This window comes from Streptomyces sp. NPDC051913, from assembly GCF_044593635.1.
Taxonomy (GTDB): domain Bacteria; phylum Actinomycetota; class Actinomycetes; order Streptomycetales; family Streptomycetaceae; genus Streptomyces.
The window spans coordinates 816,409-839,441 of the sequence record NZ_JBIUCI010000001.1; the positions used below are offsets into that span (position 1 = coordinate 816,409).

Sequence of the window (23,033 nt, forward strand, 5' to 3'; positions counted from 1 at the left end):
GGTCGGTGTGCCTGCTACTCTTCGGCGACTCGCCTCCCGGCGGGCCTCGTCGCACAGTCGTGCGCACACCCCACACCGCTCGCTCAGCCTGTCCCATGGGGGGATCTCTGTCATGACCCAGCCAACTCCGCCACAGCAGCCCACCGACGGCAACCCGTTCGCCCAGGCGCCCGCCCCGGTACCGCCCGCCGCCCCGGCCCAGGGCAACGTCGCCCTCGGCATCCTCGCCGGTGTCGTCGTGGCCCTGGTCACCGCGCTCGTCTACGGCGCCATCCTGAAGTCGACCGAGCACGAGATCGGCTACGTCGCGGTCGGCGTCGGCTTCGCGGTCGGCTACGTCGCCGGCAAGATCGGCGGCGCGAACCCCGTCCTCCCGATCGTGAGCGCCGTCCTGTCCCTGGGCGCGGTCTACGCCGGCCAGATCCTCGGCATCGCCATGATCGGCGCCGACGAGTCCGGCATGAACATCGGCACCATCCTCACCGACCACTTCAGCCTGGTCACGGACGTCTGGAGCGAGGACGCCGACATCCTGACCTTCGCCTTCCTGGCCATCGGCGCAGCCGCCGCGTTCTCCGGCGCGAAGAAGGCCGTCGCGTAAGCACGCGTCACGCAGGGCGAAGGGCCCGCCCACCTCCCCGGTGGACGGGCCCTTGTGTCGTACGGACCGCCGTACGACCTACCGCTTGTGCTGTGAGTCGGCGACCGTCACCTCGACGCGCTGGAACTCCTTGAGCTCGCTGTAGCCGGTCGTGGCCATGGCCCGCTTCAGCGCGCCGAAGAAGTTCATGGAGCCGTCCGGGATGTGCGAGGGGCCGGTCAGGACCTCCTCGATGGTGCCGACGGTGCCGAGGTCGACCTTCTTGCCGCGCGGCAGCTCCTCGTTGACCGCCTCCATGCCCCAGTGGTGGCCGCGACCCGGCGCGTCCGTGGCGCGGGCGAGCGGAGAGCCCATCATCACGGCGTCCGCGCCGCAGGCGATGGCCTTGGGGAGGTCGCCCGACCAGCCCACGCCACCATCGGCGATCACGTGCACGTACCGGCCGCCGGACTCGTCCATGTAGTCGCGGCGGGCCGCCGCCACGTCCGCCACCGCGGTCGCCATCGGGACCTGGATGCCGAGCACGTTGCGCGTGGTGTGCGCCGCGCCGCCGCCGAAGCCGACCAGGACACCCGCGGCACCGGTCCGCATGAGGTGCAGGGCCGCGGTGTACGTGGCACAGCCGCCGACGATCACCGGGACGTCGAGCTCGTAGATGAACTGCTTCAGGTTCAGCGGCTCGTGCGAACCGGAGACATGCTCCGCGGAGACCGTCGTACCGCGGATGACGAAGATGTCCACGCCCGCGTCGACCACGGCCTTGGAGAACTGCGCCGTGCGCTGCGGGGAGAGCGCGGCGGCCGTGACCACGCCGGAGTCGCGCACCTCCTTGATGCGCGCGCCGATCAGCTCCTCCTTGATGGGGGCGGAGTAGATCTCCTGGAGGCGGCGGGTGGCCGTCTCCGCGTCCAGCCCGGCGATCTCGTCGAGAAGCGGCTGCGGGTCCTCGTACCGCGTCCACAGGCCTTCGAGGTTGAGCACACCGAGGCCGCCCAGCTCGCCGATGCGGATCGCGGTGTCCGGGGAGACGACCGAGTCCATGGGGGCGGCCAGGAACGGCAGGTCGAAGCGGTAGGCGTCGATCTGCCAGGCGATCGAGACCTCCTTCGGGTCGCGCGTACGACGGCTCGGGACGACGGCGATGTCGTCGAAGGCGTACGCCCGGCGGCCGCGCTTGCCGCGCCCGATCTCGATCTCAGTCACGTGTGTGGCCTTTCCCTGATGCGTTGCAGCGCCTTCCAGTATCCCCGACGGGTACGACAAGGGCGGCCCCGGATGCTCCGGGACCGCCCTCGGAAAGCCGGTGACTACTTGTTGCGGCTGTAGTTCGGCGCCTCGACCGTCATCTGGATGTCGTGCGGGTGCGACTCCTTGAGGCCCGCCGAGGTGATCCGGACGAACCGGCCGTTGTCCTGGAGCTCCGGCACGGTGCGGCCGCCGACGTAGAACATCGACTGGCGCAGACCGCCGACCAGCTGGTGGACGACCGAGGAGAGCGGGCCGCGGTAGGGCACCTGGCCCTCGATCCCCTCGGGGACCAGCTGCTCGTCGGAGGCGACGCCCTCCTGGAAGTAGCGGTCCTTGGAGAAGGACTTGCGGTCGCCGCGGGACTGCATCGCGCCGAGCGAGCCCATGCCGCGGTACGACTTGAACTGCTTGCCGTTGATGAACAGCAGCTCGCCCGGGGACTCCTCGCAGCCCGCCAGCAGCGAGCCCAGCATCACGGTGTCGGCGCCCGCCACAAGCGCCTTCGCGATGTCGCCGGAGTACTGGAGGCCACCGTCGCCGATGACCGGGACCCCGGCCTCCTTGGCGGCCAGCGCGGCCTCGTAGATCGCGGTGACCTGCGGGACGCCGATGCCGGCGACGACGCGGGTCGTACAGATGGAACCGGGGCCGACGCCGACCTTGATGCCGTCCACACCGGAGTCGATGAGCGCCTGGGCGCCGTCACGGGTGGCGATGTTGCCGCCGATGACGTCCACGCGCGTGTGGTTGGACTTGATCTTGGCGACCATGTCGCCGACCAGCCGGGAGTGGCCGTGCGCGGTGTCGACGACGATGAAGTCCACGCCCGCCTCGATCAGGGCCTGGGCACGCTCGAAGGCGTCACCGGCGACACCGACCGCGGCACCGACGAGCAGGCGGCCCTCGGCGTCCTTGGCGGCGCTCGGGTACTTCTCGGCCTTGACGAAGTCCTTGACGGTGATGAGGCCCTTGAGGACACCCTCGTCGTCGACCAGCGGAAGCTTCTCGATCTTGTGCTTGCGCAGCAGCTCCATGGCCTCGACACCGGAGATGCCGACCTTGCCGGTGACCAGCGGCATCGGCGTCATGACCTCGCGGACCCGGCGGGTGCGGTCGCTCTCGAAGGCCATGTCGCGGTTGGTGACGATGCCGAGCAGCTTCTTGCCCGGGTCGGTGACCGGGACGCCGCTGATGCGGAACTTGGCGCACAGCGCGTCGGCCTCGGCGAGCGTGGCGTCCGGGTGGACCGTGATCGGGTCGGCCACCATGCCGGACTCGGACCGCTTGACGAGGTCGACCTGGTTGGCCTGGTCCTCGATGGAGAGGTTGCGGTGCAGTACGCCGACGCCGCCCTGGCGGGCCATCGCGATCGCCATGCGCGACTCGGTGACCTTGTCCATGGCGGCGGACAGCAGCGGGATGTTCACCCGCACGTTCTTGGAGACGTACGAGGCGGTGTCGATCTCGTCGGGAGCCATGTCCGACGCGCCCGGCAGCAGCAGCACGTCGTCGTAGGTCAGCCCGAGCGTCGCGAATTTGGCGGGCACTCCGTCGACGTTTGCAGTCATGACACCTTCCCCAATGGCCTTGATCGGTGCGGATGTCCATGCTAACGGGAAGGAAGGGTCCCGAATTCCACGGTTCCGTCCTGCTACCGGCTTCGTATCTTCGTACGGAACCGGGCAAGGAGCTGTTCACCGAAGCCACAAACAGCGGCGCCTACTGCTCGGCCAGCGCCCGCAGCCTGCTCAGCGCACGGTGCTGGGCCACTCGCACCGCGCCGGGTGACATTCCCAACATCTGGCCCGTCTCCTCGGCCGTCAGCCCCACCGCGATCCGCAGCAACAACAGCTCCCGCTGGTTCTCGGGGAGGTTGGCCAGCAGCTTCTTGGCCCATTCGGCGTCGCTGCTGAGCAGCGCCCGCTCCTCCGGGCCGAGCGAGTCGTCCGGCCGCTCCGGCATCTCGTCCGACGGCACCGCCGTGGAGCCGGGGCCCCGCATCGCCGCGCGCTGAAGGTCGGCGACCTTGTGAGCGGCGATGGCGAAGACGAAGGCCTCGAAGGGCCGACCGGTGTCCCGGTAGCGAGGCAGCGCGAGCAGCACCGCGACGCAGACCTCCTGGGCCAGGTCCTCCACGAAGTGACGGGCATCGCCGGGCAGCCGCGACAGCCGCGTACGGCAGTAGCGCAGCGCCAGCGGGTGGACGTGGGCGAGCAGGTCGTGTGTCGCCTGCTCATCCCCGTCGACGGCGCGATGGACAAGCCCACCGATCACCGTCGTCTCGTCCTCGCGCATCGGTCCATGGTGCCTTGCGGCCGATTCATCCGCGGCACCACGCCCGATGTTGTGCACCGAAGCGTTATGAGCAGGTGCGCCGGAACTCATCTCCTGCGCCCTCCCCTTCCGCTCGACCGACTCGTCCCCGAGAGACTCCACACCTCAAGGATGCGGCATCCGCCACGAAACAAGCACCGGGCACGAATACCCGCGCCCCAGAGGGGCGCGGGGAACTGCGCGACCAGCCAAGAACGACCCGCAGCCGGGCTCCTAGCGAACCAGGCCCCAGCGGAACCCGAGCGCCACGGCATGCGCCCGGTCGGAGGCACCCAGCTTCTTGAACAGTCGCCGAGCGTGCGTCTTCACGGTGTCCTCCGACAGGAACAGCTCCCGCCCGATCTCCGCGTTGGACCGCCCGTGGCTCATCCCTTCGAGCACCTGGATCTCACGCGCGGTGAGCGTGGGCGCGGCGCCCATCTCGGCGGACCGCAGTCGTCGGGGAGCGAGTCGCCAGGTCGGGTCGGCGAGGGCCTGTGTCACCGTCGCCCGCAGCTCCGCGCGCGAGGCGTCCTTGTGCAGATACCCGCGGGCGCCGGCGGCGACGGCCAGCGCGACCCCGTCCAGATCCTCGGCCACCGTGAGCATGATGATCCGCGCACCGGGGTCCGCGGACAGCAGCCGCCGCACGGTCTCGACGCCGCCCAGTCCGGGCATGCGTACGTCCATCAGGATCAGGTCCGAGCGGTCCGCACCCCAGCGGCGGAGGACTTCCTCGCCGTTGGCCGCGGTCGTCACGCGCTCGACGCCGGGCACGGTCGCGACCGCGCGGCGGAGCGCCTCTCGGGCAAGCGGGGAGTCGTCGCAGACGAGGACGGATGTCATGGCCGCCCTCCGCAGCTGATGCACGTCACCTTGAGCCTCCAGGCTGGTACGAAATGTCACCTGTGCGGTCGACCGTCCCGGACGCCTGCCCGAGCACTTGTTGCTTCAACCGCCTCCGCACTCTCAACGACGGTCACTCGAAAGAGTTACGGGGCCGTGCGCCGTCTTCGGGACTCTACGTGAGGGTGCGGACACGGTGCAGACATGCGCGGCGGACCCACAACGTTTCATCACAACCGGTGCCCCATTTAGCCCTATTTCTTCCCTTTTGCTGGTGTCTGAGGCTAGATTCGCAATGAGTCATATTTTCATCTCCTTAGATCGTAGATGTACGGTCGTGGACACCGTATCCGCCGCAGAACGGCTACAAGGGGTCACGCAATGGCAGATTTCTCCCGCCTTCCCGGACCGAACGCGGACCTGTGGGACTGGCAGCTCCTGGCTGCCTGCCGCGGGGTCGACAGTTCGCTCTTCTTCCATCCGGAGGGTGAGCGCGGTGCGGCGCGGAGTGCTCGTGAGAACTCGGCCAAGGAGGTCTGCATGAGGTGCCCGGTGCGCGCGCAGTGCGCGGCGCACGCGCTGGCGGTGAGAGAGCCGTACGGCGTGTGGGGCGGGCTGACCGAGGACGAGCGCGAAGAGCTCATGGGCCGGGCGCGCAACCGCCTGGTGACGGCATCGTCGTCGAGCGGCGGACACGCCGCTTCGAACAACTGAAGGAACGTTTCTTCGGAAGAGGCACGCGTACGCGTGCCTCTTCGCTTCTGCGGCCACGGCTACGGCTGCTTGCGCCCCGCCGCTCGCTCCAGCCGGTCCAGGGTCGCCGCCACGGCAGGCACCTGGGCCAGGTCGGGCAGGGTCAGCGCGACGATCTCCCGCCGCACGGCCGGTTCCAGGGTGACCGTGCGCGCGCCCCGGGGCCGTACGGACTCGATGGCGAGCTGCGGCAGCACGGCGACGCCCAGGCCCGCGCCCACCAGCCCGACCACCGCCGGATAGTCGTCGGTGGCGAAGTCGATCCGGGGGGTGAACCCGGCGCCCTCGCACACCTCCACCAACTGGCCGCGGCAGCGCGGGCATCCGGCGATCCAGGGTTCGCGCGCGAGGTCCCCGATGGCGACGGACCCGGCCCGCGCGAGCCGGTGCCGTTCGGGTACGAGGGCGACGAGCCGGTCCCGCAACAGGGGCCGTACGACGAGGTCCTCCCACTCGTCGCCGCCGCGCGTGGCGCCTTCGTACCGGAAGGCGAGGGCGACGTCGCAGTCACCTTCCCTCAACATCTCGACGGACTGCGGCGGTTCGGCCTCCTCCAGGGAGACGCGGGTGCCGGGGTGCGCGGCGCGCAGGGCGGCGAGGGCGGTGGGGACGAGGGTGGAGCTGCCGCTGGGGAAGGAGACCAGCCGCACGCGCCCGGCGCGCAGGCCGGCGATGGCGGCGACCTCCTCCTCGGCGGCGGTGAGTCCGGAGAGGATCCCGGCGGCGTGCCGGACGAGCGCCTCGCCCGCCTGGGTCAGGCGCATCTCGCGGCCGCTGCGGATGAGCAGCGGGGTGCCGACGGACGACTCCAGGGCCCTCATCTGCTGGCTGACCGCGGGCTGGGTGCAGCCCAGTTCCCGGCCGGCGGCCGAGAAGGAGCCGGTGGCGGCGACGGCACGCAGGACGCGCAGATGGCGGGCTTCGATCACTCTTCGAGGATAAGCCAGCCTTTGACACGGCGCTGAATAATGCGTGGCGGCTTTGACGGCCGGCGCCTACCGTGCCGTGCATGAAGCTTCTGTCAGTGAACCTGGGCCGGGCGAAGGCCGTGGCGTACACGGACAACCCGGAGGGGCTGACCGGTATCGACAAGCAGCCGGTGGCGGGGCCCGTGCGGGTGGCGGCGCCCGGGCCGAAGGGGATCGGCGGGAGCGGGCTCGCCGGGGACGACGTGTGCAAGCGGCAGCATCACGGCGGGGACGACCAGGCGGTGTACGCCGTGGCGCGCGAGGACCTGGACGACTGGGAGCGCGAGCTGGGACGGACACTGGCCGACGGCGCGTTCGGGGAGAACCTCACCACCCTCGGTCTGGACGTGTCCGGGGCACTGATCGGCGAGCGCTGGCGGATCGGGCCCGAGGTGGTGCTGGAGATCACCAGTGCGCGGATTCCGTGCGGCACCTTCCAGGGCCACATGGACGAGCAGCGGTGGGTGAAGCGGTTCACCCGCAAGGGGGCGCCGGGCGCGTATCTGCGGGTGATCGAGCCGGGTGAGGTGCGGGCAGGGGATCCGGTCGAGATCGTGCACCGGCCCGACCACGACGTGACGGTCGCGCTGGCCTTCCGGGCGACGACCACCGAGCGGGCACTGCTGCCACGGATGTTGGCGGCGGGTGACGCGCTGCATCCGGAGGTGCTCCGGTCGGCGCGCGAGTATGTGGAGAAGTACGGGGCGAAGGACGCGGAATGCTAGGTCCGACGGCAATCGGACGCTGTCGGTCCGGGTCACTAACCTTGCGCCATGACAACGGCATTGATTACGGGATCGACCGCGGGCATCGGTGCCGCGTTCGCACGACGGCTGGCGGCTGACGGGCACAACCTCGTGCTGGTGGCCCGCGACACCCAGCGGATGCGCGACCAGGCCACCGAGCTGCACGACCGGCACGGCGTCGAGGTGGAGGTCCTCACCGCGGACCTGGCCACGGACGAGGGCATCGAGTCGGTGGCGGCCCGGCTCGCCGACCGCCGCAGCCCCGTCGACCTGCTCGTCAACAATGCCGGCTTCGGCAACAAGGGCCGCTATCTCGACGTCTCCATGGCCGACGAGCTGAGGATGCTCAAGGTGCACTGCGAGGCGGTGCTCCGGCTGACGTCGGCCGCGACGGAGGCGATGCGGGAGCGCGGGCGGGGCGGTGTCGTCAACGTCGCCTCCGTGGCCGCCTTCGTGCCGCGCGGGACGTACGGCGCCTCCAAGGCGTGGGTCGTGCAGTTCACGCAGGGCGCGGCCAAGGATCTGGCGGGCAGCGGGGTGCGGTTGATGGCGCTCGCGCCCGGGTTCGTGCGCACCGAGTTCCATGAGCGGGCCGGGATGGGGACGGACAACATCCCGGGGTGGATGTGGCTGGACGCGGACAAGCTGGTGGCGTCCGCGCTGGGCGACCTTGCCCGGGGGAAGACGTTGTCGATTCCCGACCCCCGGTACAAGGCGCTGATGGGCGTGGTGAAGGTGGTGCCCCGAGGGCTGCTCGGGGGGATCACCTCCAGGACGGGGCGCAAGTACGGCCCGCAGTAAGGGTCCCGGTGAGGGCCGCTTACGCCACCGGCGTCAGGGTGACGTCCGGGCGGAGGTCGGCGAGGAGGGTCGCGACCGTGGTGCCGATGGCCTCGCTGTGGGCCGCGTCCTCGCCCGGGCAGCCGAGCACGACGAGGAGCGCTTCCCCGCTGTCGGGGGCGAGTTGGCGGCTCGCGGCGTCGCAGTCGCGGCGGCCCAGCCAGGCGAAGGGTTCCTCGACGGCACCGTCGGGGTCCGCCAGACCGTAGAGCAGGTCACCGGCCGGGACGGGCTTGGACTTGGTGGAGAAGGCGGGGACGATCCGCTCGGTGCCGGCCGCCCGGGTGACGACGAGATCGCTGCCCTCGTCCTCCTTGAAGAGGCTGTGCAGTCCGATGCCCGCGCCGTGCCGCAGGGTCGCCACGCTCACCGCGTCGACCACCGCGCCGTGCGAGCGCCAGCCGCGGGTGCGGACGCCCTCGCGGAGCCGCTCACCGGCGGGGGTCGTGCCCTCGTAGCCGAGGTCGGCGAGCAACTTGCGGTATCCGGCGGGCAGTTCCGGGGCGTCCCGCTCCCACGCCCCGGTGGCGGCCTCGGCGCTCAGACCGTCGTCCGCGCGCAGCAGGGGCTGGTCGGAGGTCAGCTTCCAGACCCGGACGTGGTGCAGGCCGAGGAGGCGGGCGGACGGGGAGGTGATGAGGCGCATGTGTCGTCTTCCAGGTGGTTGAGCGGGGTGTGGGGAGGGTCGGGCACGACGGAGGTCCCGGTGTGCCCGGTGCCGAAGGAGCCGTGCAGCAGGGCGTGCGGCGCCCTGCCGTCGAGGAGTTGGGCGCGGCCGACGCCGGCCCGGGCGGCCCGTAGACAGCTCTCGAGTTTCGGGGCCATGCCGCCGGACAGGGTGGGCAGCAGTTCCGCCGCCCGGGTGACGGTCAGACGTTCGACGATCCGGTCGCGGCGTGGCCAGTCGGCGTACAGGCCCGGTACGTCGGTGAGGATCACCAGGTGGTCCGCGCGCAGGCCGGCCGCGAGGGCGGCGGCGGCGCTGTCGGCGTTGATGTTGTAGACCTGCCCGTCCGTGCCGCGGCCGATGCCGGTGACGAGCGGGACCAGGCCGCTGTCGGTGAGGGCGCGCAGGACGCGGGTGTCGACGTGGCTGACGTCGCCGACGAGGCCGATGTCCACCTCGTCGCCGTCCAGGACGGCGAGGCGTTTGGCGGCGGTGAGCAGACGGGCGTCCTCGCCGGTGATGCCGACGGCGAGCGGGCCGTCCTCGTTGAGGAGGCCCACGAGATCGCGCTGCACCTGGCCTGCGAGGACCATGCGGACCACGTCCATGGTCTCGGGGGTGGTGACCCGCAGGCCGGCCGTGAAGGTGACGGGCAGGCCGAGCTTCTCCAGGTGCGCGTTGATCTGCGGGCCGCCGCCGTGCGTCACGACCAGCCGGACGCCGGCGCGGTGCAGCCGGGCCACGTCGTGGGCGAAGGTGCGCAGCAGGGTCCGGTCCGCCATGGCGCTGCCGCCGAGCTTGACGACGACGGTACGGCCGCGGAAGGGGGTGAGGTCAGGGATGTCGTCCACGTCAGAACGCCGCGACGCTGGACGGGGCCCGTTCCGCACGGCTCAGTGCGCGCAGTACGGCGGACTGGCCGTGCCGGCGCAGGGCCAGCCGGGTCAGCAGGCCGACGCTCGCCTCGACGGCGGGCCCGGGCAGCTCGGGGGTCGGGATGCCGACGCTGGACGCCAAGTCGTCCGTATGGACGACCAGTTCCATCAGACGGGTCGTCAGGAAGTCGTCGAGGCTCAGCGCGTAGTCGCCCCACACCGGCAGCCGTACGGCCCGGTCGGGCTCGGCGGGCAGGCGGGTGCGCAGGGCTCGTACGGTGTCGGCAGCCCGGTCCGCCAGCGGCCTCACGCCCTCCGCTCCCGCGTCCTCCCCGCCGCGCCGGATCCGGGCGTTGGCCTCGTCGTGCAGACCGGCGTCGATCCAGCGGACGCGGGCGTAGTAGTCGTCGAGCCCGATGACCTGCTGGGTGGGGGCGGGTTCGTCGAGGACGGCCGGAATGAAGAAGACCTGCCAGGCGAGATGCCCGGCGAGCCCGCCGACGCTCCATTCGGCCAGCGCACTCGGCTCCTCCCAGCGCTCGGCGACGGCAGGCTGGTTCAACAGCTCCACCGCGACGTCCGCGGCATCGAGGTACGCGCCGGTGATCCGGGTCATCGGGGCATTCTTTCCGTGGAGTTGACGCGCGTAGCGGGAAGGTGCGGCGCGGGGATGCGGGTGCGGGTCCAGGGGCGGGGTGGGGTGGGCGGCTCGGCTGTGACCTCGTCGAAGGCCTCGCGGAGTCGGGCGACCCCGGCGGCGAGGGTGGGCGCGTCGAGGGCGAAGGGCAGGCGGAGTCGGTTCTCCAGGGTGCCGTCGGCGCCGAAGCGCGGGCCGGGCAGCACCTGGACGCCGTGTCTGCCGGCGGCCAGCGAGAGCTTGGTGCTGAGCTGGGCGCCGAGGTCCACCCACAGGCACAGTCCGCCGCGCGGCACGGTGAAGCGCCACTGGGGCAGCTGAGCGCGCAGCACGTCGGTCAGGGCGGTGCGCTGGGCGACCAGTTCCTCGCTGCGTGCGCGCAGGAGGTCGTCGTACGTCTCGAAGAGGCGGCAGGCGATGAGCTGCTGCACCAGCGGGTTGCCGGGGTCGCTGGGGCCGCGGACGGCGACCAGGCGCGAGATGACCGACTTGGAGGCCCGGACCCAGCCCACCCGCAGCCCGGCCCAGACGGTCTTGCTGAGCGAGCCGATGCTGATGACGGCGCCCGACCTGCCGTACGCGGCCATCGGGGGCGGCAGCGGGCCCGCGTCGAGGTTGACCTCGGAGAGCGTCTCGTCCACCACCACGTAGGTGCCGCTGCGCAGCGCCGCGTCGACGACGGCGCGCCGGGCCGCGTCGGGCATGACGAGGCCGGTGGGGTTGTGGAAGTCGGGCATGAGGTACGCGACGGCGGGCCGGGTGCCGCGCACGGCGCTCTCGATGAGGTCGACGTCCCAGCCGGCGTCGTCCAGACCGACCGGCATCGGCCGGGCGCCGTGGCTGCGGATGGCCTCCAGGGCGTTGGGGTAGGTCGGGCTGTCGATCAGGACCGGTTCCCGGGGCCGGACGAGGAGCCGGAGCAGCAGCCCCCAGGCGTGGTGGGCGCCGACGGTGACCATGATCTGGTCGGCGCTGGTGCGCACGCCGCGGGCCGTGTAGTGGTCCGCGATGGCCTGGCGCAGGGCGGGCAGCCCGACGAGGTCGTAGCCGTGGCCGTCGGAGTGCCGGGCCATCCGGGTCGCGGTCTCGGCTACGGCGAGACTGAACGCCGGTTCCGGTGCCGGCAGCGACGCGCAGGTCAGGTCGATGTGCGTGTCGACGGCCTGACCCGGCACCCAGGACAGGGCGCGCGGCGCCCGTTCGGCGCCGTCGGGCAGGGCCGCGTAGCTTCCCGCGCCCTGCCGGCTGCGGAGATAGCCCTCCTCGCGCAGCCGCTGGTAGGCCGAGGCCACGGTGTTCCTGCTGATGCCCCAGGACGCGGCCAGGGTGCGTTCGGCCGGGATCCTGGCCGCCACCGAGAGGCGGCCGTCCAGGATCAGTGCCTTGAGCGCCTGCGCCAGGTCCATGTACGCGGTGCCCTGTCGCCAGTCGCCGAGCAGTCTTGCCAATTGGTCCGCGTTCACCTTTTGGGCAACGTCGTCCCTCATTGCGGTCCCCCCGCTAGTCAGGTTCTTTTTCCTGCCAGCGGGAGTCTTGGCCGAGAACAGCGCCACTACAAGATCTTTTGGAAAGTTTTCACGATCGGGAAATATTCCGGCCAACGTTGTCACGCACCGTCCCATTTGCGGAGAGCGGGCAGTGCAAATACCGCGACCAGCAGGGAGAGGGCGCCGCCGATGATCCACGGAGCGACGAGTCCCAGCCAGTCGGCGACGAATCCGCCGACCAGCGCGCCCAGCGGCATCGCGCCGAAGGCGAACATCCGCCCGGCGCCGCTCACCCGGCCCATCAGCTCGTTGGGGATGAGCCGCTGGCGTACCGACCAGGACACGACGTTCCACATGGACAGCGCGATCGAGAAGAGGGTGAACAGGGCCACCACGGTGACCGGGTCGCGTCCCACCAGGCCGATCGCCAGCCAGGCCAGCGGGCACACGATCTGCACGCCGATGGCGACCTGCCGGGCGCCGAAGCGGTCCACGACCCGGTTGCTGACGAGCCCGCCGATCACGCCGCCGATGGCCATCGCGGCGAGCAGCAGACCGTAGCCGCGGTCACCGATGCCGAGGACGTCGTGCGAGAAGAGCACCAGCGTGGCGAGGGCCATCGACTCGCAGAAGTTGCCGGAGCCGGCGATGAGGGTGAGGGTGCGCGGCAGCCGGTTCCTGGCCAGCCAGCGCAGCCCTTCGCCGATCTCGGTGCGCATCGCGGTCGGCTTCTCGGGGCGGGGCGGCCGACCGGTGGCGCGAATTCGAGACAACAGCAGCAATGACAGGAAGAACGCGACGGCATTCAGCCAGAACGGCAGCGGAATAGCGAACGCGAACAGTGCCGCACCCAGCGGCGGGCCGGCAAATTCTCGGGAAACCGATGCGGTCGCGACGAGGCGTCCGTTGGCTGCTTCCAGGTGGTCGGACTTGACCAGGGTGGGCACCAGGGCCTGGCTGGCGCCGGTGAAGAGGATCTCCGCGCAGCCCACTCCGAAGGCCAGGACGTAGAGCATCCAGATCTGCGCCAGGTCGAAGGTGGCGATGACGGCGACCACCACGACCAGGACCACCTGGGCGGCCTGGGCGCCGACCATCAGCCGGCGCCGGTCGAAGCGGTCCACGAGCGCGCCGCCGATCAGGGCCAGCAGCAGCCAGGGCAGGGTGCGGGCGGTGGCCACACCGGCCACCAGGCTCGGGTCGCTGGTGAGCGACTTGGCCAGCAGCGGGATCGCCGCCACGAGCGCGCCGTCGCCGAGGGTGGCGATCAGGTCGGCCGACCACAGGAGCCTGAACTCCCGTCCCATCCCCTTGCCTTGGGCGCCGCTCCTGCCCTCGGCCTCGGCCTCCGCCGCGTCGGGCGCGTCCGGTACGGACAACTCGCTCATGACAGGCTGATCCTCACGTCGCGTGGTGGAAGACGCCGGCCGTCCGGGTCTTGTCGTTGGCGCTGATGCCGATGACGGCGCTGTCCCCGGCCGGCAGCACCCTGGCGTAGGCGCCGGCGTGTCCCTGCGGCAGGTAGAAGAAGCCCCAGGCCGCCTGCCAGTCCGCCACGACGCCGGTCGACGGGTCGATGACCGGTTCCGGCCGGGGCGTGACGCGTTCCTGGAGCACACAGCCGCCCTCGGCGGCCTCGCGGACCGCCCGCCACCACTCCCCCGCGTCGGTCTCCCAGCCGGCCACGACGCCCTTGCCGCCGTAGAGCCCGTTGGGCTTGAGGATCAGTTCGGTACGGCGGTCATGGCAGCGCGCGACGAGTTCCGCGTCGGCCAGGAAGCCGTCGCCGTGCAGCACCCGCGTCCAGGGCAGCACCCGGTCGATCAGGGCCTGCTCGTCGGCGCTGAACCGGTCCCGGTACCGGGCGTCGGAGAGCAGGGCCAGACAGCCCTTCTCGCAGTAGAGGTTGCTCTCCAGCGGGGTCCACAGGACGACGGTGCCCTCCTCGTGGGCCCGGCACAGCGGTTCCACCAGGGCCATCGCCTCGGGGTCGAGATAGACCTGGTCCGCCTCGAAGCAGCGGTAGACCACGTCGACCGGGGTGCCGTCCAGGTACGGCTTGCCGTGGCGGAAGGCGATCCGGCCGATCTCCCCGATCCGGAAGTCCAGGCCGAAGCCCCGCATCAGCTCCCGCAGCGGCTGCCAGGTCGCGCCCCACCGGTCGAGCCCGCCGGGCCCTTCGAGCAGCGCCACCACGGGGTCGCCGCCCGACGCCACGGCCGCCCCCGCCTTGCGCAGCGCGTCGGCGAGGGCACGACCGGTGTGGGTGTAGCCGAGGCCGTGTTCGGCGGCGAAGGACGCGAAGGCGTCGTCCTGTTCCAGCAGGACCCGGGGGATCTCCCCGGCCCGGTCCCAGCCGCCGACCTCGCTGCCGATGCCGAACTCCAGGAGCTTGAACGCCGTGCCGTCGTGATAGACGTCCGCCCGGCCCGCGTGCGGCGGGGCGCCGCCACCGAGCCTGCGCATCACCGCGCCACGCCGCTCGTCCAGGCCCAGGGCGGTGCAGAAGGCGTCGAGATCACCGTCGTAGAGCCGCTCGGGCAGGGAGGTGAGCAGGGCCAGCATGCGGTCGAGGTCGGCCGCGAAACCGTGCAGTTGGTCCTTGGCCACGAACAGGGGGCGGGAGAGGTACTCACCGGGCCAGTCGGCGAGCGAGGGTGCCCTGCGCAGGGTCGCCGCGGAGTCGGGGCGTACGGACTCGTTGTAGGCCCGGGTGATCGCGTCGGTCATGGCACGAGCTCCCTCGCGCCGATGTTCTCCGCTGCGAGGGTGTCACCGAGCAGGACGGTGCCGGGGCGGGCGACCGTGGCGTAGACGCCGAAGGTGCCGGCCGAGGCCTGCACGAGGGAGCGCAGGATCTCGCGGTCCTTGGGCAGGTTCCGCTGCGGCTGGGTCACCATGACGCAGCGCTGGGTGGCCTGGGTGACGTCGAGGACGACGTTGCCGATCGCGGCGCGGGTGCCGAGGAAGGCGTCCTCGGCCGGTCCGTGGTCCGGTGTGCCCAGCAGGACGTTGGGCCGGAAGCGGCGCACGTCCCAGCTGCCGTCGGGGTGACGGGCGCCGGCCGCGCGCAGGGCGCCCTCGCTCAGCAGATGCACCGGGGCCTCGTCGACGAACTTGCCCGCGGGCAGGTCGAAGGTGGACAGGGACGACGGCTCGGCCGGGTCCGCGCGGTACTCCTCGACCGTGTGCACCCGGCCGGTCTGGCGGCGCAGCCGCACGGCCTGGCCGAGCCAGTCGCCGAGGATCGCGTCCGCGTCCGGGTCGGCGGTGGTGAACCGCCGCCCGTCGGGCAGGGTCAGCTCGGCCCCGGCCTCGTGGCGGCGGGCCGTGGCGTCCAGCAGCCGCGGCTCCCGCTTGGCGGTGAGCACCCGGCCGGTGGCCGCGACCACGACCGCGAACTCACGGTCACCGACCACCCCGCTGGGCCCGAGGAACAGCCGGTCCGCCCGCTCGCCGCCCATGGACTTCACGGGGTAGCGCCACAGCTGTACGACGGGCAGCGCGGCGCTCACAGGTCCAGCACCAGGTCGGTCACCGGCTGCGAGATGCACAGCAGCACCTCTCCCTCGTCGGGGTCGCCCTGGGGCGGCACGTGGTAGCGGACGGTGCCGCGCTTGAGCCGTACGGCACAGGTGCCGCAGACGCCCGCCCAGCACAGGGACTTGGTCTCGACGCCGTTGTCGTCGGCGAAGGGCAGCAGGGAGTCGTAGGAGCCGTCCCAGCCGAACTCGGCGGAGCTGCGGTCGAAGGTGATCCGCAGCTCGGTCAGCGCCGCGAGGACCTCCACCCCGTCGTAGCCGCCGACCGTGGCGCGGCCCAGGGCGACGGACTCACGGGCGGGGTCCACCAGGGCGAGGCGGGCCGCGGGCAGCCCGGCGGAGTCGACGGGCCGGAAGCCGTAGCGGGCGAACCACGCGGAGGTGGTCTTGGAGAAGACCAGCACCTGCCCGTAGCCCCCTGCGTGGGCCGCGCCGACCATGCTGGCCAGCAGCAGCCGGCCGAGGCCGAGGCCGTGCCGGTTCTCGTCGACGGCGACGTTGTAGATCTCGGCGAGCGTGTCGAAGCCGCGCAGTCCCGCGCAGCCGACGACCTCGCCGTCGGCCTCCAGGACCCGGAAGTCCTCGGAGAGGGTCTCGAACAGCGCGCGTTCACGGACGAGGAGCTGCCCGGTGTCCATGAAGGGCAGCGACAGCCGGTACATCGCCTCGGCGTCCTCGACGCGGGCCCGGCGGAACCGGACGTCGACGAACTCGTCACCGCCCCGGCTCAGGGCGACGTCGATCACCTTGCTGGTGTTCAGGTTGATGGGCATGGCCGCTACACGTAGGACTCGAGGGAACCCTGGCGGCGTACGTCCAGGGAGCAGCAGTGGAAGCCGCCGCCGAAGGTGCGCCCGTGGCGGTAGGGCACGGGTACGGCGGTGAAGCCCTCCTTCTCCAGCTGGCGGGCCAGTTCGGTCTGGCGGGCCGGGACGATGACCGTCTCCTCGTTGACGGAGAGGATGTTCATGCCGATCCAGGTGGAGGCGCGCGGCCAGGTGAGGCCGTAGCCGTCGTCCTCGGGCTCGTCGAACCAGATGATCTTCCAGTTCCGCAGCGGCGCCGGGATGGTCTCCGGGGTGAGGCGGCCGGCGTTGGCGAGGAGCACGCCGGGGCGCAGGATGTGCACGGTGGTGCCCACGTGGTCGTCGCAGATCGAGATCTCGTGGACGGTGAACTCGGACCCGAGCACCCGGCGGAGCCAGGCGGCGCCGGTGCGGTTGCCGGTGTTGCTGACGTTGAAGAACAGGTCACGGCCGGCCCGCAGGAGGTTCGCGGCGTCGAACAGCGGCTCGATCTCGGCGAGTACGGGGGTGTCGCCGTCGTAGGCGTAGGTCGCGTCGGCGAGGCGGGGGCGCGGGGCGGCGAGCCAGTTGGCGCCTGAGGCGAAGTACTCGGAGAGCAGTCCGCGGAACGGGAAGGTCTCGGTGTAGCGGGCGCGGACCGGCATCGGCGCCTCGATGATGTTCTCGCCGACCACCAGGAGGCAGTCGCGGGGCATCAGCGAGTGGTTGGCGGTGGTGGTCCAGTCGGCGACGGTCAGCGGGGAGCCGTGCACGGCCGGGGCCGGGCGGCGGACGGTGACACCGAAGGAGGTCAGGGTGTCGGCGAGCGCCTGGAGGTCCTCCTGGGTCTCGTCGATGATCCGGGCCAGGTCGGCCTCGGTGACCTGGTCGCCGGTGTGGTCCTCGGGCAGACCGAAGAAGTGGCGCAGCGAGGCGTCCGCGTCCGGGATGTGGAAGTGCTCGGCACTTCCGATCACGATCTCCTCAAGCTGTCCGAAGTCGTTGAACGACCTGACGGAGCTCACGGCGTTTCCTTTCGCTGTGCCGGTGCCGGACGGGTCAGCGAGAGACCGAACGGCTGGTCAATGGACATGAGTTCGACATAGTTGACGTTGACGTGCGCGGGCGTCCGATGGGCCCAGAGCACGGTGTCGGCGACGTCGTCGGGCGCGAGCGGGCGGATGCCGTCGTAGAGCGCGTCGGCGCGGTCCTGGTCGCCTTTGAAGCGGACCAGCGCGAACTCGCTGCGCACCATGCCGGGGGCGATACAGGTCACCCGGATGCCGGTGCCCTGCACGTCGACGCGGAGGTTGGCCGACAGATGGTGGACGAACGCCTTCGTGGCCGCGTACACGTTGCCGCCGAAGAAGGGGTACTCCGCGGCCAGCGAGCCGAGGTTGATGATGTGCCCGGCACCGGTGCGGCGCATCGCCGGCAGCACGGCGCGGATGCCGTGCAGGACACCCGAGACATTGGTGTCGATCATCGTGTCCCAGTCCTCGACGGCCCCGTCGTGCAAGGCGCCGAGGCCGAGCGAGAGCCCGGCGTTGTTGACGAGCGCGGCGATGTCGCCGCCGTCCGCGAGCAGGGCGTCGACGGCCAGGGCGACCGAGTCGCCGTCCCGTACGTCGGCCCGCTCGACCCGGATCAGCTCGGGGCCGAACGCGGCCACCAGGTCGTCCAGCCGCTCCACCCGCCGGGCGAGCACGGCTACCGGCAGCCCCTCCTTGAGGAACCGCTCCGCCACCGCCCGCCCGATCCCGGCCGTACCGCCGGTGATCACGGTCCACTTGGTCATGGGGTCCTGCTCTCCTGAGGGGCGGGGTGGAAGGGGCACATCCAGTCCTCGGGGACGGCCCGGCCCGAGTACTGCGCCGCCTCGGAGGCCGCCCCGAACTCGGACAGGTTGGGGTTGAGCGAGCCCTGGAGCTCCAGCTCGCGTTCCCTGACCTGGCCCTGGATGCGCTGGTAGATGCCCTTCTCCTTCAACCGCCCGAACTGGAGGTGGGAGTTGAAGACGAGGGTGGGCAGCGGGACCGGCGGGTGATCCGGGAGGCGCCCGGATGCAGGCCCACCACGAAGAAGGCGTGGCCGCCGACGCTGAAGCCGAACCGCTCGGACGCCGGGTCGGGGTCGACCAGCGGGTCCCAGGGGTACTGCCCGGTGTCCAGGTCGTGCAGGGCCTGGAGCTGACGCCACAGCAGTTCCTCGAACTGGTTCTCGTCCGTGTCCGCCGGTCCCGAGAAGGTGGCCGCGAACGTCGCCATCAGCGGGTCGATGTCCTCGCGCCGCGCTGCGAAGTCGGCGAGTGCCGCGTGCAGTTCCCGGGTCGTGGCGGGCTCGGCGAGCCGGCCGAAGTGCCGGTGCACGAGCGTGCCGCGCAGCTGCGCGCTCTTGCCGGCCACACAGGAGAACTCCGGCCCCAGCAGCTTCTCCGTCAGCTGCGCCGCGGCCTGCTCGGACGGGTTCTCCGTCCGGTCCTCCGCGACATCGGCCGGCGGGTTCGCCGCCGACCCCTCCCCGACTTCCCCCGTCGGACGACGGCTGGTGCCAAGCACTGGTATCCCCCTTGTTTCCCCTGCTGCCTATATCTCCTGCTGCTGCGGTACCGGTTCGGCGACGACCCGGTAGGTCCGCATGACCGTCAGCGCCGCTTCGCGCACGGTCGCGTGATCGGCGCCGCGCAGCCGGAACCGGCCGCCGATGTGGTCGTAGCCGCCGGTGCCGTCGAAGACCGTGCCGATGTCCGGCAGGACCTCCGCGTAGACCTCCGGGACCTCGCCGAGCAGCGGTGTCACGGACACCACCCGGCAGGGCAGCGGGCGCGGTTCGGGCACGCTGACCCAGCCGCCGCCCGGCGTGTTGTCGTACTCCTCGGCGGCCTTCAGCGGCGGCAGCCCGAGCGTGGCGCGGAACGCCTCGCCGAACAGGTCGATGCCGAACAGGTCCCGGTGCACGAACCCCACCTCGGCGCCGCCGGGCCGCAGCCCCACCTCCAGGAAGACCAACTCCCCCTGCTCGGTGGCGAACAGCTCCAGATGGAAGGGCCCGTCGTCCAGGCCCAGCGCCTCCAGGCAGGCGTCGGCGAAGCCGGTCACCCGGTCACGCTCAGGCCCGGCGTCGAGGAGCACCGAGCCGAGCGGCAGGCCGTCGAGGAAGTCCAGGCAGGTGTTGAGATAACCGGAGGCGCTGACGAAGTGCGGTTTCCCGCCGCGCCGGATGCCGTCCACATGGAGGACCCGGCCCTCGATGTACTCCTCGCACTCGTACGCCGCCGGATCGACCTCGGCCAGCGCACGCGCCAGCGCCGGCACGTCGTCCGCCCGCACCACCCCGCGCGAGGACCAGCCGTCGCGCGGCTTGAGGATCACCGGCAGCCCGAGCTCGCCGGCGATCTCCTCGGCCGTGGTGGCCGCGTCCAGGTCGCGGAACCTCGGCACCCGCAGCCCGGCGGCGCCGACCAGCTCCTTCATCCGCGGCTTGTCACGGAAGGCGGTCACGAACTCGGGTCGCCAGCCCGGCGCGCCCAGCTCGACACGCAGCCGCGCCGCCGTGAGCACGTCGTACTCCGACAGCCCCACCACACCGTCGAAGGCGCCGTACCGCTCCTCCAGGCGCCGGGCGATCGGCAGGACCGTGTCGAACTCCAGATCGTCGGCGACGACCAGGTCCAGGGCGCCGTCACGGTCCAGGACCGGCAGACCGTACGGCAGGGTCACGTACGCCAGTCGGCAACTGCCCGGCTCGACGAAGCGGTGGTACTCGCCGAACTCGTCGTCGTACCGGTTGAGCACCAGGTAGGTGGGGACGGCCGCCCCGGGGCTGCTACTCAACGCGCACCTCCCGGCCGAGCGCCGCGATGCGCTCCAGGGCCGCCGTGTGCGACTCGGCCGCGAAGACCACATGGCCGAGCAGCGCCCGGAAGTCCTCGGCGGGCGGGACCTCCTCGCCCTCGCGGTAGTAGACGGAGACCTCCAGGACATCGGCGCTCTCCCGCAACTCCTCGACGCCGACGACGCGGTGGAAGACCTCCAGCCCCTCCGCGGTGAAGCAGTGGATGGCGGCGGTCTTGGCGCGCGGGGCCGTGAAGGCGCCCAGCTCGGCGGGGTCCTGGCCGGTGTAGTGGGCCAGCATGATCCGGGTCAGCGAGGTACCGGTGGCCAGCTCCACCAGGTGCGGGATGCGGTGTCCGGCGAGCCGGGCGCCGATCTCGATCAGCACCGGGTCGCCCTCGGGCAGCCGCAGTTCGCAGTGGAAGATGCCGAGGGGGAGGTTGAGCGCCCGGCACAGGTCGACGACGTACGCCTCGATCCTGGCCCGGGTCTCCGGGTCGGTCTCGTGCTGGACGACCATGCCGATCTCGACGAAGTGCGGCTCGGGGCCGAGCAGTTTCGTGGTGAGGGCGGAGACGACGACCTCGCCGTCGGTGACGTACCCCTCCACGCTGATCTCGGGACCGGCCACGTACTCCTCCAGGAGCACCCGCCCGTCCAGACCGCGGCCCGCATCGGTGCGGGTGTCGGAGACCAGCCAGTCGTAGGCACGGCGCAGCCCGTCCTCGTCGTCGACCCGGCTGACGTGCACGCTGCCGGCCGAGGCCGCGGGCTTGAGCACCGCGGGGAAGCCCACGTGCGCCGCGGCGGCGAGCAGCTCGTCGAGGCCGGACGCCTCCGCGTAGCGCGGCACGCGCAGACCGGCGGCCTCGGCGCGGGCGCGCATGACGGACTTGTCGCGCAGCGCCGCGACCGTGTCCACCGGGAGGCCGGGCAGACCGAGCCGGTGCGCGAGGCGGGCGACGCTGTCCACGTAGAACTCGAAGCCGGGCAGGATGCCGGTCAGCGGGCGCCGCCGGTGGGCCGCGATCACCGCCTCGGTGAGCGCCGCCTCGTCGTTGGTGTCGACGACGAGCAGCTCGTCGACGTGCTGGAGCAGGGTGTCCGGGATCGTGCGGTCACCGCTGTGGTGGGAGGCCACCACGACCTCGAAACCCTGTTCGTGGGCGGCGAGGATCAGACCGTTCGCCGAGGACATCGGCTCGACGACCAGAATTCTGGTTGCAGACATGGGGATTCTGTTTCTCCGCTCTGCCCGACGGACGGCCCGGAATTACTCCGAGATCGCTGAACTGCAATTACCGGGCCGTCCGTCAAACGTTCTGCCGAATCAGGCGGAGGCCAGTTCCCGGGCGCCGACGGTGGTGTCGTAGAGCTCCTGGAAGTAATCACCGATCAGCTCGATGTACGTGGCGAGATCGGTGTACGCCTGCTCCGCGGAGCCGAATCCCTCGACCGCCTGGGAAACGGTGCGGAACATCAGCTCGTCATGGTCGTGCGACTCGTCGAAGTCCAGGTGCGTCTGGGTGCCCTGGGTGAATTCGGTGCCGAACTCCTCGGCCGCCTTGTTGGTGATGATCTGGTTGTAGCGGTCCGAGTACCACTCGACGAACCAGTCCCAGACCGTCGTCGGCGCCGGGCCGCGCTTGTCGGCCTCCAGGCGCAGATAGCCCATGAGCTGCTTGGTCGCCGGGAAGACGTCGGTGGCCTCCAGCTGCTCGCTGGTGAAGCCGAACTTGTTGAGGTCACGGGTGAACATGCCCTCGTGCCCGAACTCCTCGGCCAGGTACTGGGCGAGCTTGGCGGCGAGGCTGTCGTCCTTCGAGCCGACCTTGAAGAGGGCGTAGGTGTCGACCTCGTTGTTCAGCCGAATACGCAGAACCGTCTCGGTGATGTGACGAATGTAGTAGTCCCGGTCGGTCCATTCGCCCGCGTGCAGTTCGCGCAGCTTGGTGACGCGCTGGAACTGCTTCTCCATCAATTCCTCGGCCAGGCTCTCGAGTCGGGACCGATCAAGCTTCGTCATTACGGATTCCTCCTCCTTGGATCGGTCATGAGTCTGGCTTGATCGCGAGTGGAGCCACAGGGCCAATATGCAGATCGTGGCCCCATGGGAGGAGAATGGTCCCGTACTACCGGACCCAGGGGGCCGGAGGCGTGCCATGACCTTCGTACAGCTCATCGACTGCAAGACCAGCCGGTTCGACGAGATGAACCGGCTGATGGACCGGTGGGTCGAACAGACCAAGGGGAAACGGACCGCGACGCACGACCTCGTCGGCAAGGACCGCTCCGACGCGTCGCACTTCCTTCAGATCGTGGAGTTCCCGTCGTACGAGGACGCGATGCGGAACTCGAACCTGCCCGAGACGGACAAGATCTTCCAGGAGATGGTCGCTCTCTGCGACGAGATGCCGACGTTCACGGATCTCGACGTCGTACGGGACGAGCAGCTCTACGCCGCCACGTCACGCCGCTTCTTCGAGGCGCTGGGCGGGAAGGAGACGCCGCCGCTGGAGGGGCTGTTGGCCGAGGACTACCACGATCATGATCCGTCCAACGATCAGGACGTGATCGGGCTGGACGCGGTGCGCGAAGAGGTCGAGGCGTGGAAGACCGGCTTCGACTTCGACTTCACCGTCGACGATCAGCTGGCCCAGGGCGACCGGGTGTGCACCCGCTGGACCTGGCACGGTACGCACACCGGTGACTTCATGGGGATGCCGGCGACCGGAAAGCGGGTGTCCATGACCGGCACCACCATCCACCGGTGCGGTCCCGACGGGAGGATCGCCGAGGGCTGGTGGCAGTACGACCGGATGGGGCTGATGGGGCAGCTGGGGGCACTGGACGACCTGGAGCAGTGAGTCCGGACACGGGGAAGCCCCCGGT

The 23,033-nt window shown here is 71.0% G+C and carries 23 protein-coding genes and 1 pseudogene; 5 read left to right on the forward strand and 19 right to left on the reverse strand.

The annotated features are described in order from the left end of the window. Positions 1 to 112: 112 nt before the first annotated feature. Positions 113 to 601 (forward strand): hypothetical protein, encoded by a 489-nt coding sequence (locus ACIHIX_RS03730; protein WP_399949322.1) that lies wholly within the window; start codon positions 113 to 115, stop codon positions 599 to 601. Positions 602 to 679: 78 nt separating this feature from the next. Here ACIHIX_RS03730 and ACIHIX_RS03735 read toward each other — a convergent pair whose 3' ends face one another. The 4 genes from ACIHIX_RS03735 to ACIHIX_RS03750 form a co-directional block, all read right to left on the reverse strand. Further along, positions 680 to 1,804 carry a GuaB3 family IMP dehydrogenase-related protein gene (locus ACIHIX_RS03735; protein WP_399949324.1) on the reverse strand — a complete coding sequence of 375 codons (1,125 nt, stop codon included), beginning with the start codon at positions 1,802 to 1,804 and terminating at the stop codon, positions 680 to 682. A 104-nt stretch (positions 1,805 to 1,908) separates the two neighbouring features. Beyond that, on the reverse strand, positions 1,909 to 3,417 hold the full coding sequence (gene guaB / locus ACIHIX_RS03740; protein WP_399949326.1) for an IMP dehydrogenase: 1,509 nt from the start codon (positions 3,415 to 3,417) through the stop codon (positions 1,909 to 1,911). A 151-nt stretch (positions 3,418 to 3,568) separates the two neighbouring features. Then, the gene (locus ACIHIX_RS03745) at positions 3,569 to 4,144 is read right to left on the reverse strand and encodes a sigma-70 family RNA polymerase sigma factor (protein ID WP_059192858.1); all 576 of its coding nucleotides are present in this window, start codon (positions 4,142 to 4,144) and stop codon (positions 3,569 to 3,571) included. 252 nt (positions 4,145 to 4,396) lie between these two features. Then, positions 4,397 to 5,008 (reverse strand): response regulator transcription factor, encoded by a 612-nt coding sequence (locus ACIHIX_RS03750; protein ID WP_003948568.1) that lies wholly within the window; start codon positions 5,006 to 5,008, stop codon positions 4,397 to 4,399. Between the two features lie 381 nt (positions 5,009 to 5,389). On the opposite strand from ACIHIX_RS03750, the gene ACIHIX_RS03755 reads away from it, so the two are divergent. After that, positions 5,390 to 5,722 carry a WhiB family transcriptional regulator gene (locus ACIHIX_RS03755; protein WP_059192859.1) on the forward strand — a complete coding sequence of 111 codons (333 nt, stop codon included), beginning with the start codon at positions 5,390 to 5,392 and terminating at the stop codon, positions 5,720 to 5,722. A gap of 59 nt (positions 5,723 to 5,781) precedes the next feature. On the opposite strand, the gene ACIHIX_RS03760 is transcribed toward ACIHIX_RS03755, so the two are convergent. Continuing rightward, positions 5,782 to 6,690: a LysR family transcriptional regulator gene (locus tag ACIHIX_RS03760; protein WP_399949328.1), complete on the reverse strand. Its 909-nt coding sequence runs from the start codon at positions 6,688 to 6,690 to the stop codon at positions 5,782 to 5,784. An 80-nt stretch (positions 6,691 to 6,770) separates the two neighbouring features. On the opposite strand from ACIHIX_RS03760, the gene ACIHIX_RS03765 reads away from it, so the two are divergent. Further along, on the forward strand, positions 6,771 to 7,454 hold the full coding sequence (locus tag ACIHIX_RS03765) for an MOSC domain-containing protein (protein WP_399949330.1): 684 nt from the start codon (positions 6,771 to 6,773) through the stop codon (positions 7,452 to 7,454). A 48-nt stretch (positions 7,455 to 7,502) separates the two neighbouring features. Continuing rightward, positions 7,503 to 8,276, forward strand: coding sequence for an SDR family NAD(P)-dependent oxidoreductase (locus tag ACIHIX_RS03770; RefSeq protein WP_399949332.1), 774 nt, complete (start codon positions 7,503 to 7,505; stop codon positions 8,274 to 8,276). Between the two features lie 19 nt (positions 8,277 to 8,295). On the opposite strand, the gene ACIHIX_RS03775 is transcribed toward ACIHIX_RS03770, so the two are convergent. From ACIHIX_RS03775 to ACIHIX_RS03840, 14 genes and pseudogenes are all read right to left on the reverse strand, one after another. After that, complete coding sequence (locus ACIHIX_RS03775) at positions 8,296 to 8,961, reverse strand: hypothetical protein (RefSeq protein WP_399949334.1); 666 nt, start codon at positions 8,959 to 8,961, stop codon at positions 8,296 to 8,298. Then, on the reverse strand, positions 8,895 to 9,833 hold the full coding sequence (gene argB / locus ACIHIX_RS03780; protein WP_399949336.1) for an acetylglutamate kinase: 939 nt from the start codon (positions 9,831 to 9,833) through the stop codon (positions 8,895 to 8,897). Before argB ends, ACIHIX_RS03775 begins: the two co-directional genes overlap by 67 nt. A 1-nt stretch (position 9,834) precedes the next feature. Then, positions 9,835 to 10,473, reverse strand: a complete 639-nt coding sequence (locus ACIHIX_RS03785; RefSeq protein ID WP_399949338.1) for a maleylpyruvate isomerase N-terminal domain-containing protein — start codon at positions 10,471 to 10,473, stop codon at positions 9,835 to 9,837. Beyond that, positions 10,470 to 11,942 (reverse strand): PLP-dependent aminotransferase family protein, encoded by a 1,473-nt coding sequence (locus ACIHIX_RS03790; protein ID WP_399949340.1) that lies wholly within the window; start codon positions 11,940 to 11,942, stop codon positions 10,470 to 10,472. The genes ACIHIX_RS03785 and ACIHIX_RS03790 overlap by 4 nt, the downstream gene beginning before the upstream one ends. A 158-nt stretch (positions 11,943 to 12,100) precedes the next feature. Continuing rightward, positions 12,101 to 13,369, reverse strand: a complete 1,269-nt coding sequence (locus ACIHIX_RS03795; protein ID WP_399949342.1) for an MFS transporter — start codon at positions 13,367 to 13,369, stop codon at positions 12,101 to 12,103. Positions 13,370 to 13,382: 13 nt separating this feature from the next. Further along, on the reverse strand, positions 13,383 to 14,711 hold the full coding sequence (locus ACIHIX_RS03800) for a hypothetical protein (protein WP_399949344.1): 1,329 nt from the start codon (positions 14,709 to 14,711) through the stop codon (positions 13,383 to 13,385). Continuing rightward, the gene (locus tag ACIHIX_RS03805; RefSeq protein ID WP_399949346.1) at positions 14,708 to 15,496 is read right to left on the reverse strand and encodes an MOSC domain-containing protein; all 789 of its coding nucleotides are present in this window, start codon (positions 15,494 to 15,496) and stop codon (positions 14,708 to 14,710) included. The genes ACIHIX_RS03800 and ACIHIX_RS03805 overlap by 4 nt, the downstream gene beginning before the upstream one ends. Beyond that, complete coding sequence (locus ACIHIX_RS03810) at positions 15,493 to 16,296, reverse strand: GNAT family N-acetyltransferase (protein ID WP_399949348.1); 804 nt, start codon at positions 16,294 to 16,296, stop codon at positions 15,493 to 15,495. The genes ACIHIX_RS03805 and ACIHIX_RS03810 overlap by 4 nt, the downstream gene beginning before the upstream one ends. Positions 16,297 to 16,301: 5 nt before the next feature. Then, positions 16,302 to 17,333 (reverse strand): inosamine-phosphate amidinotransferase 1, encoded by a 1,032-nt coding sequence (locus ACIHIX_RS03815; protein WP_399949350.1) that lies wholly within the window; start codon positions 17,331 to 17,333, stop codon positions 16,302 to 16,304. After that, a complete protein-coding gene (locus ACIHIX_RS03820) occupies positions 17,330 to 18,106 on the reverse strand; it encodes an SDR family NAD(P)-dependent oxidoreductase (protein ID WP_399949352.1) in 777 nt (258 codons plus the stop codon). Before ACIHIX_RS03820 ends, ACIHIX_RS03815 begins: the two co-directional genes overlap by 4 nt. Next, positions 18,103 to 18,866 (reverse strand): annotated as a pseudogene (gene gntA, locus ACIHIX_RS03825) (guanitoxin biosynthesis heme-dependent pre-guanitoxin N-hydroxylase GntA). The gene ACIHIX_RS03820 and the pseudogene gntA overlap by 4 nt, the downstream one beginning before the upstream one ends. A gap of 27 nt (positions 18,867 to 18,893) precedes the next feature. Further along, a complete protein-coding gene (locus ACIHIX_RS03830; RefSeq protein WP_399949353.1) occupies positions 18,894 to 20,141 on the reverse strand; it encodes an acetyl-CoA carboxylase biotin carboxylase subunit family protein in 1,248 nt (415 codons plus the stop codon). Then, entirely contained in the window at positions 20,134 to 21,372 is a 1,239-nt protein-coding gene (locus ACIHIX_RS03835; protein ID WP_399949355.1) for an ATP-grasp domain-containing protein, read from the reverse strand. The genes ACIHIX_RS03830 and ACIHIX_RS03835 overlap by 8 nt, the downstream gene beginning before the upstream one ends. Positions 21,373 to 21,471: 99 nt before the next feature. Further along, the gene (locus ACIHIX_RS03840; RefSeq protein WP_399949357.1) at positions 21,472 to 22,167 is read right to left on the reverse strand and encodes a hypothetical protein; all 696 of its coding nucleotides are present in this window, start codon (positions 22,165 to 22,167) and stop codon (positions 21,472 to 21,474) included. A 136-nt stretch (positions 22,168 to 22,303) separates the two neighbouring features. On the opposite strand from ACIHIX_RS03840, the gene ACIHIX_RS03845 reads away from it, so the two are divergent. Continuing rightward, positions 22,304 to 23,008 (forward strand): ester cyclase, encoded by a 705-nt coding sequence (locus tag ACIHIX_RS03845; protein ID WP_399949359.1) that lies wholly within the window; start codon positions 22,304 to 22,306, stop codon positions 23,006 to 23,008. The last annotated feature ends 25 nt before the right edge of the window (positions 23,009 to 23,033 follow it).

Coding starts and splice junctions, on each gene's coding strand:
- ACIHIX_RS03730 (WP_399949322.1), top strand. CDS start 113: ATGACCCAGCCAACTCCGCCACAGCAGCCCACCGACGGCAACCCGTTC.
- guaB (WP_399949326.1), bottom strand. CDS start 3,417: ATGACTGCAAACGTCGACGGAGTGCCCGCCAAATTCGCGACGCTCGGG.
- ACIHIX_RS03745 (WP_059192858.1), bottom strand. CDS start 4,144: ATGCGCGAGGACGAGACGACGGTGATCGGTGGGCTTGTCCATCGCGCC.
- ACIHIX_RS03750 (WP_003948568.1), bottom strand. CDS start 5,008: ATGACATCCGTCCTCGTCTGCGACGACTCCCCGCTTGCCCGAGAGGCG.
- ACIHIX_RS03755 (WP_059192859.1), top strand. CDS start 5,390: ATGGCAGATTTCTCCCGCCTTCCCGGACCGAACGCGGACCTGTGGGAC.
- ACIHIX_RS03765 (WP_399949330.1), top strand. CDS start 6,771: ATGAAGCTTCTGTCAGTGAACCTGGGCCGGGCGAAGGCCGTGGCGTAC.
- ACIHIX_RS03770 (WP_399949332.1), top strand. CDS start 7,503: ATGACAACGGCATTGATTACGGGATCGACCGCGGGCATCGGTGCCGCG.
- ACIHIX_RS03775 (WP_399949334.1), bottom strand. CDS start 8,961: ATGCGCCTCATCACCTCCCCGTCCGCCCGCCTCCTCGGCCTGCACCAC.
- ACIHIX_RS03785 (WP_399949338.1), bottom strand. CDS start 10,473: ATGACCCGGATCACCGGCGCGTACCTCGATGCCGCGGACGTCGCGGTG.
- ACIHIX_RS03795 (WP_399949342.1), bottom strand. CDS start 13,369: ATGAGCGAGTTGTCCGTACCGGACGCGCCCGACGCGGCGGAGGCCGAG.
- ACIHIX_RS03800 (WP_399949344.1), bottom strand. CDS start 14,711: ATGACCGACGCGATCACCCGGGCCTACAACGAGTCCGTACGCCCCGAC.
- ACIHIX_RS03810 (WP_399949348.1), bottom strand. CDS start 16,296: ATGCCCATCAACCTGAACACCAGCAAGGTGATCGACGTCGCCCTGAGC.
- ACIHIX_RS03820 (WP_399949352.1), bottom strand. CDS start 18,106: ATGACCAAGTGGACCGTGATCACCGGCGGTACGGCCGGGATCGGGCGG.
- ACIHIX_RS03835 (WP_399949355.1), bottom strand. CDS start 21,372: ATGTCTGCAACCAGAATTCTGGTCGTCGAGCCGATGTCCTCGGCGAAC.
- ACIHIX_RS03840 (WP_399949357.1), bottom strand. CDS start 22,167: ATGACGAAGCTTGATCGGTCCCGACTCGAGAGCCTGGCCGAGGAATTG.
- ACIHIX_RS03845 (WP_399949359.1), top strand. CDS start 22,304: ATGACCTTCGTACAGCTCATCGACTGCAAGACCAGCCGGTTCGACGAG.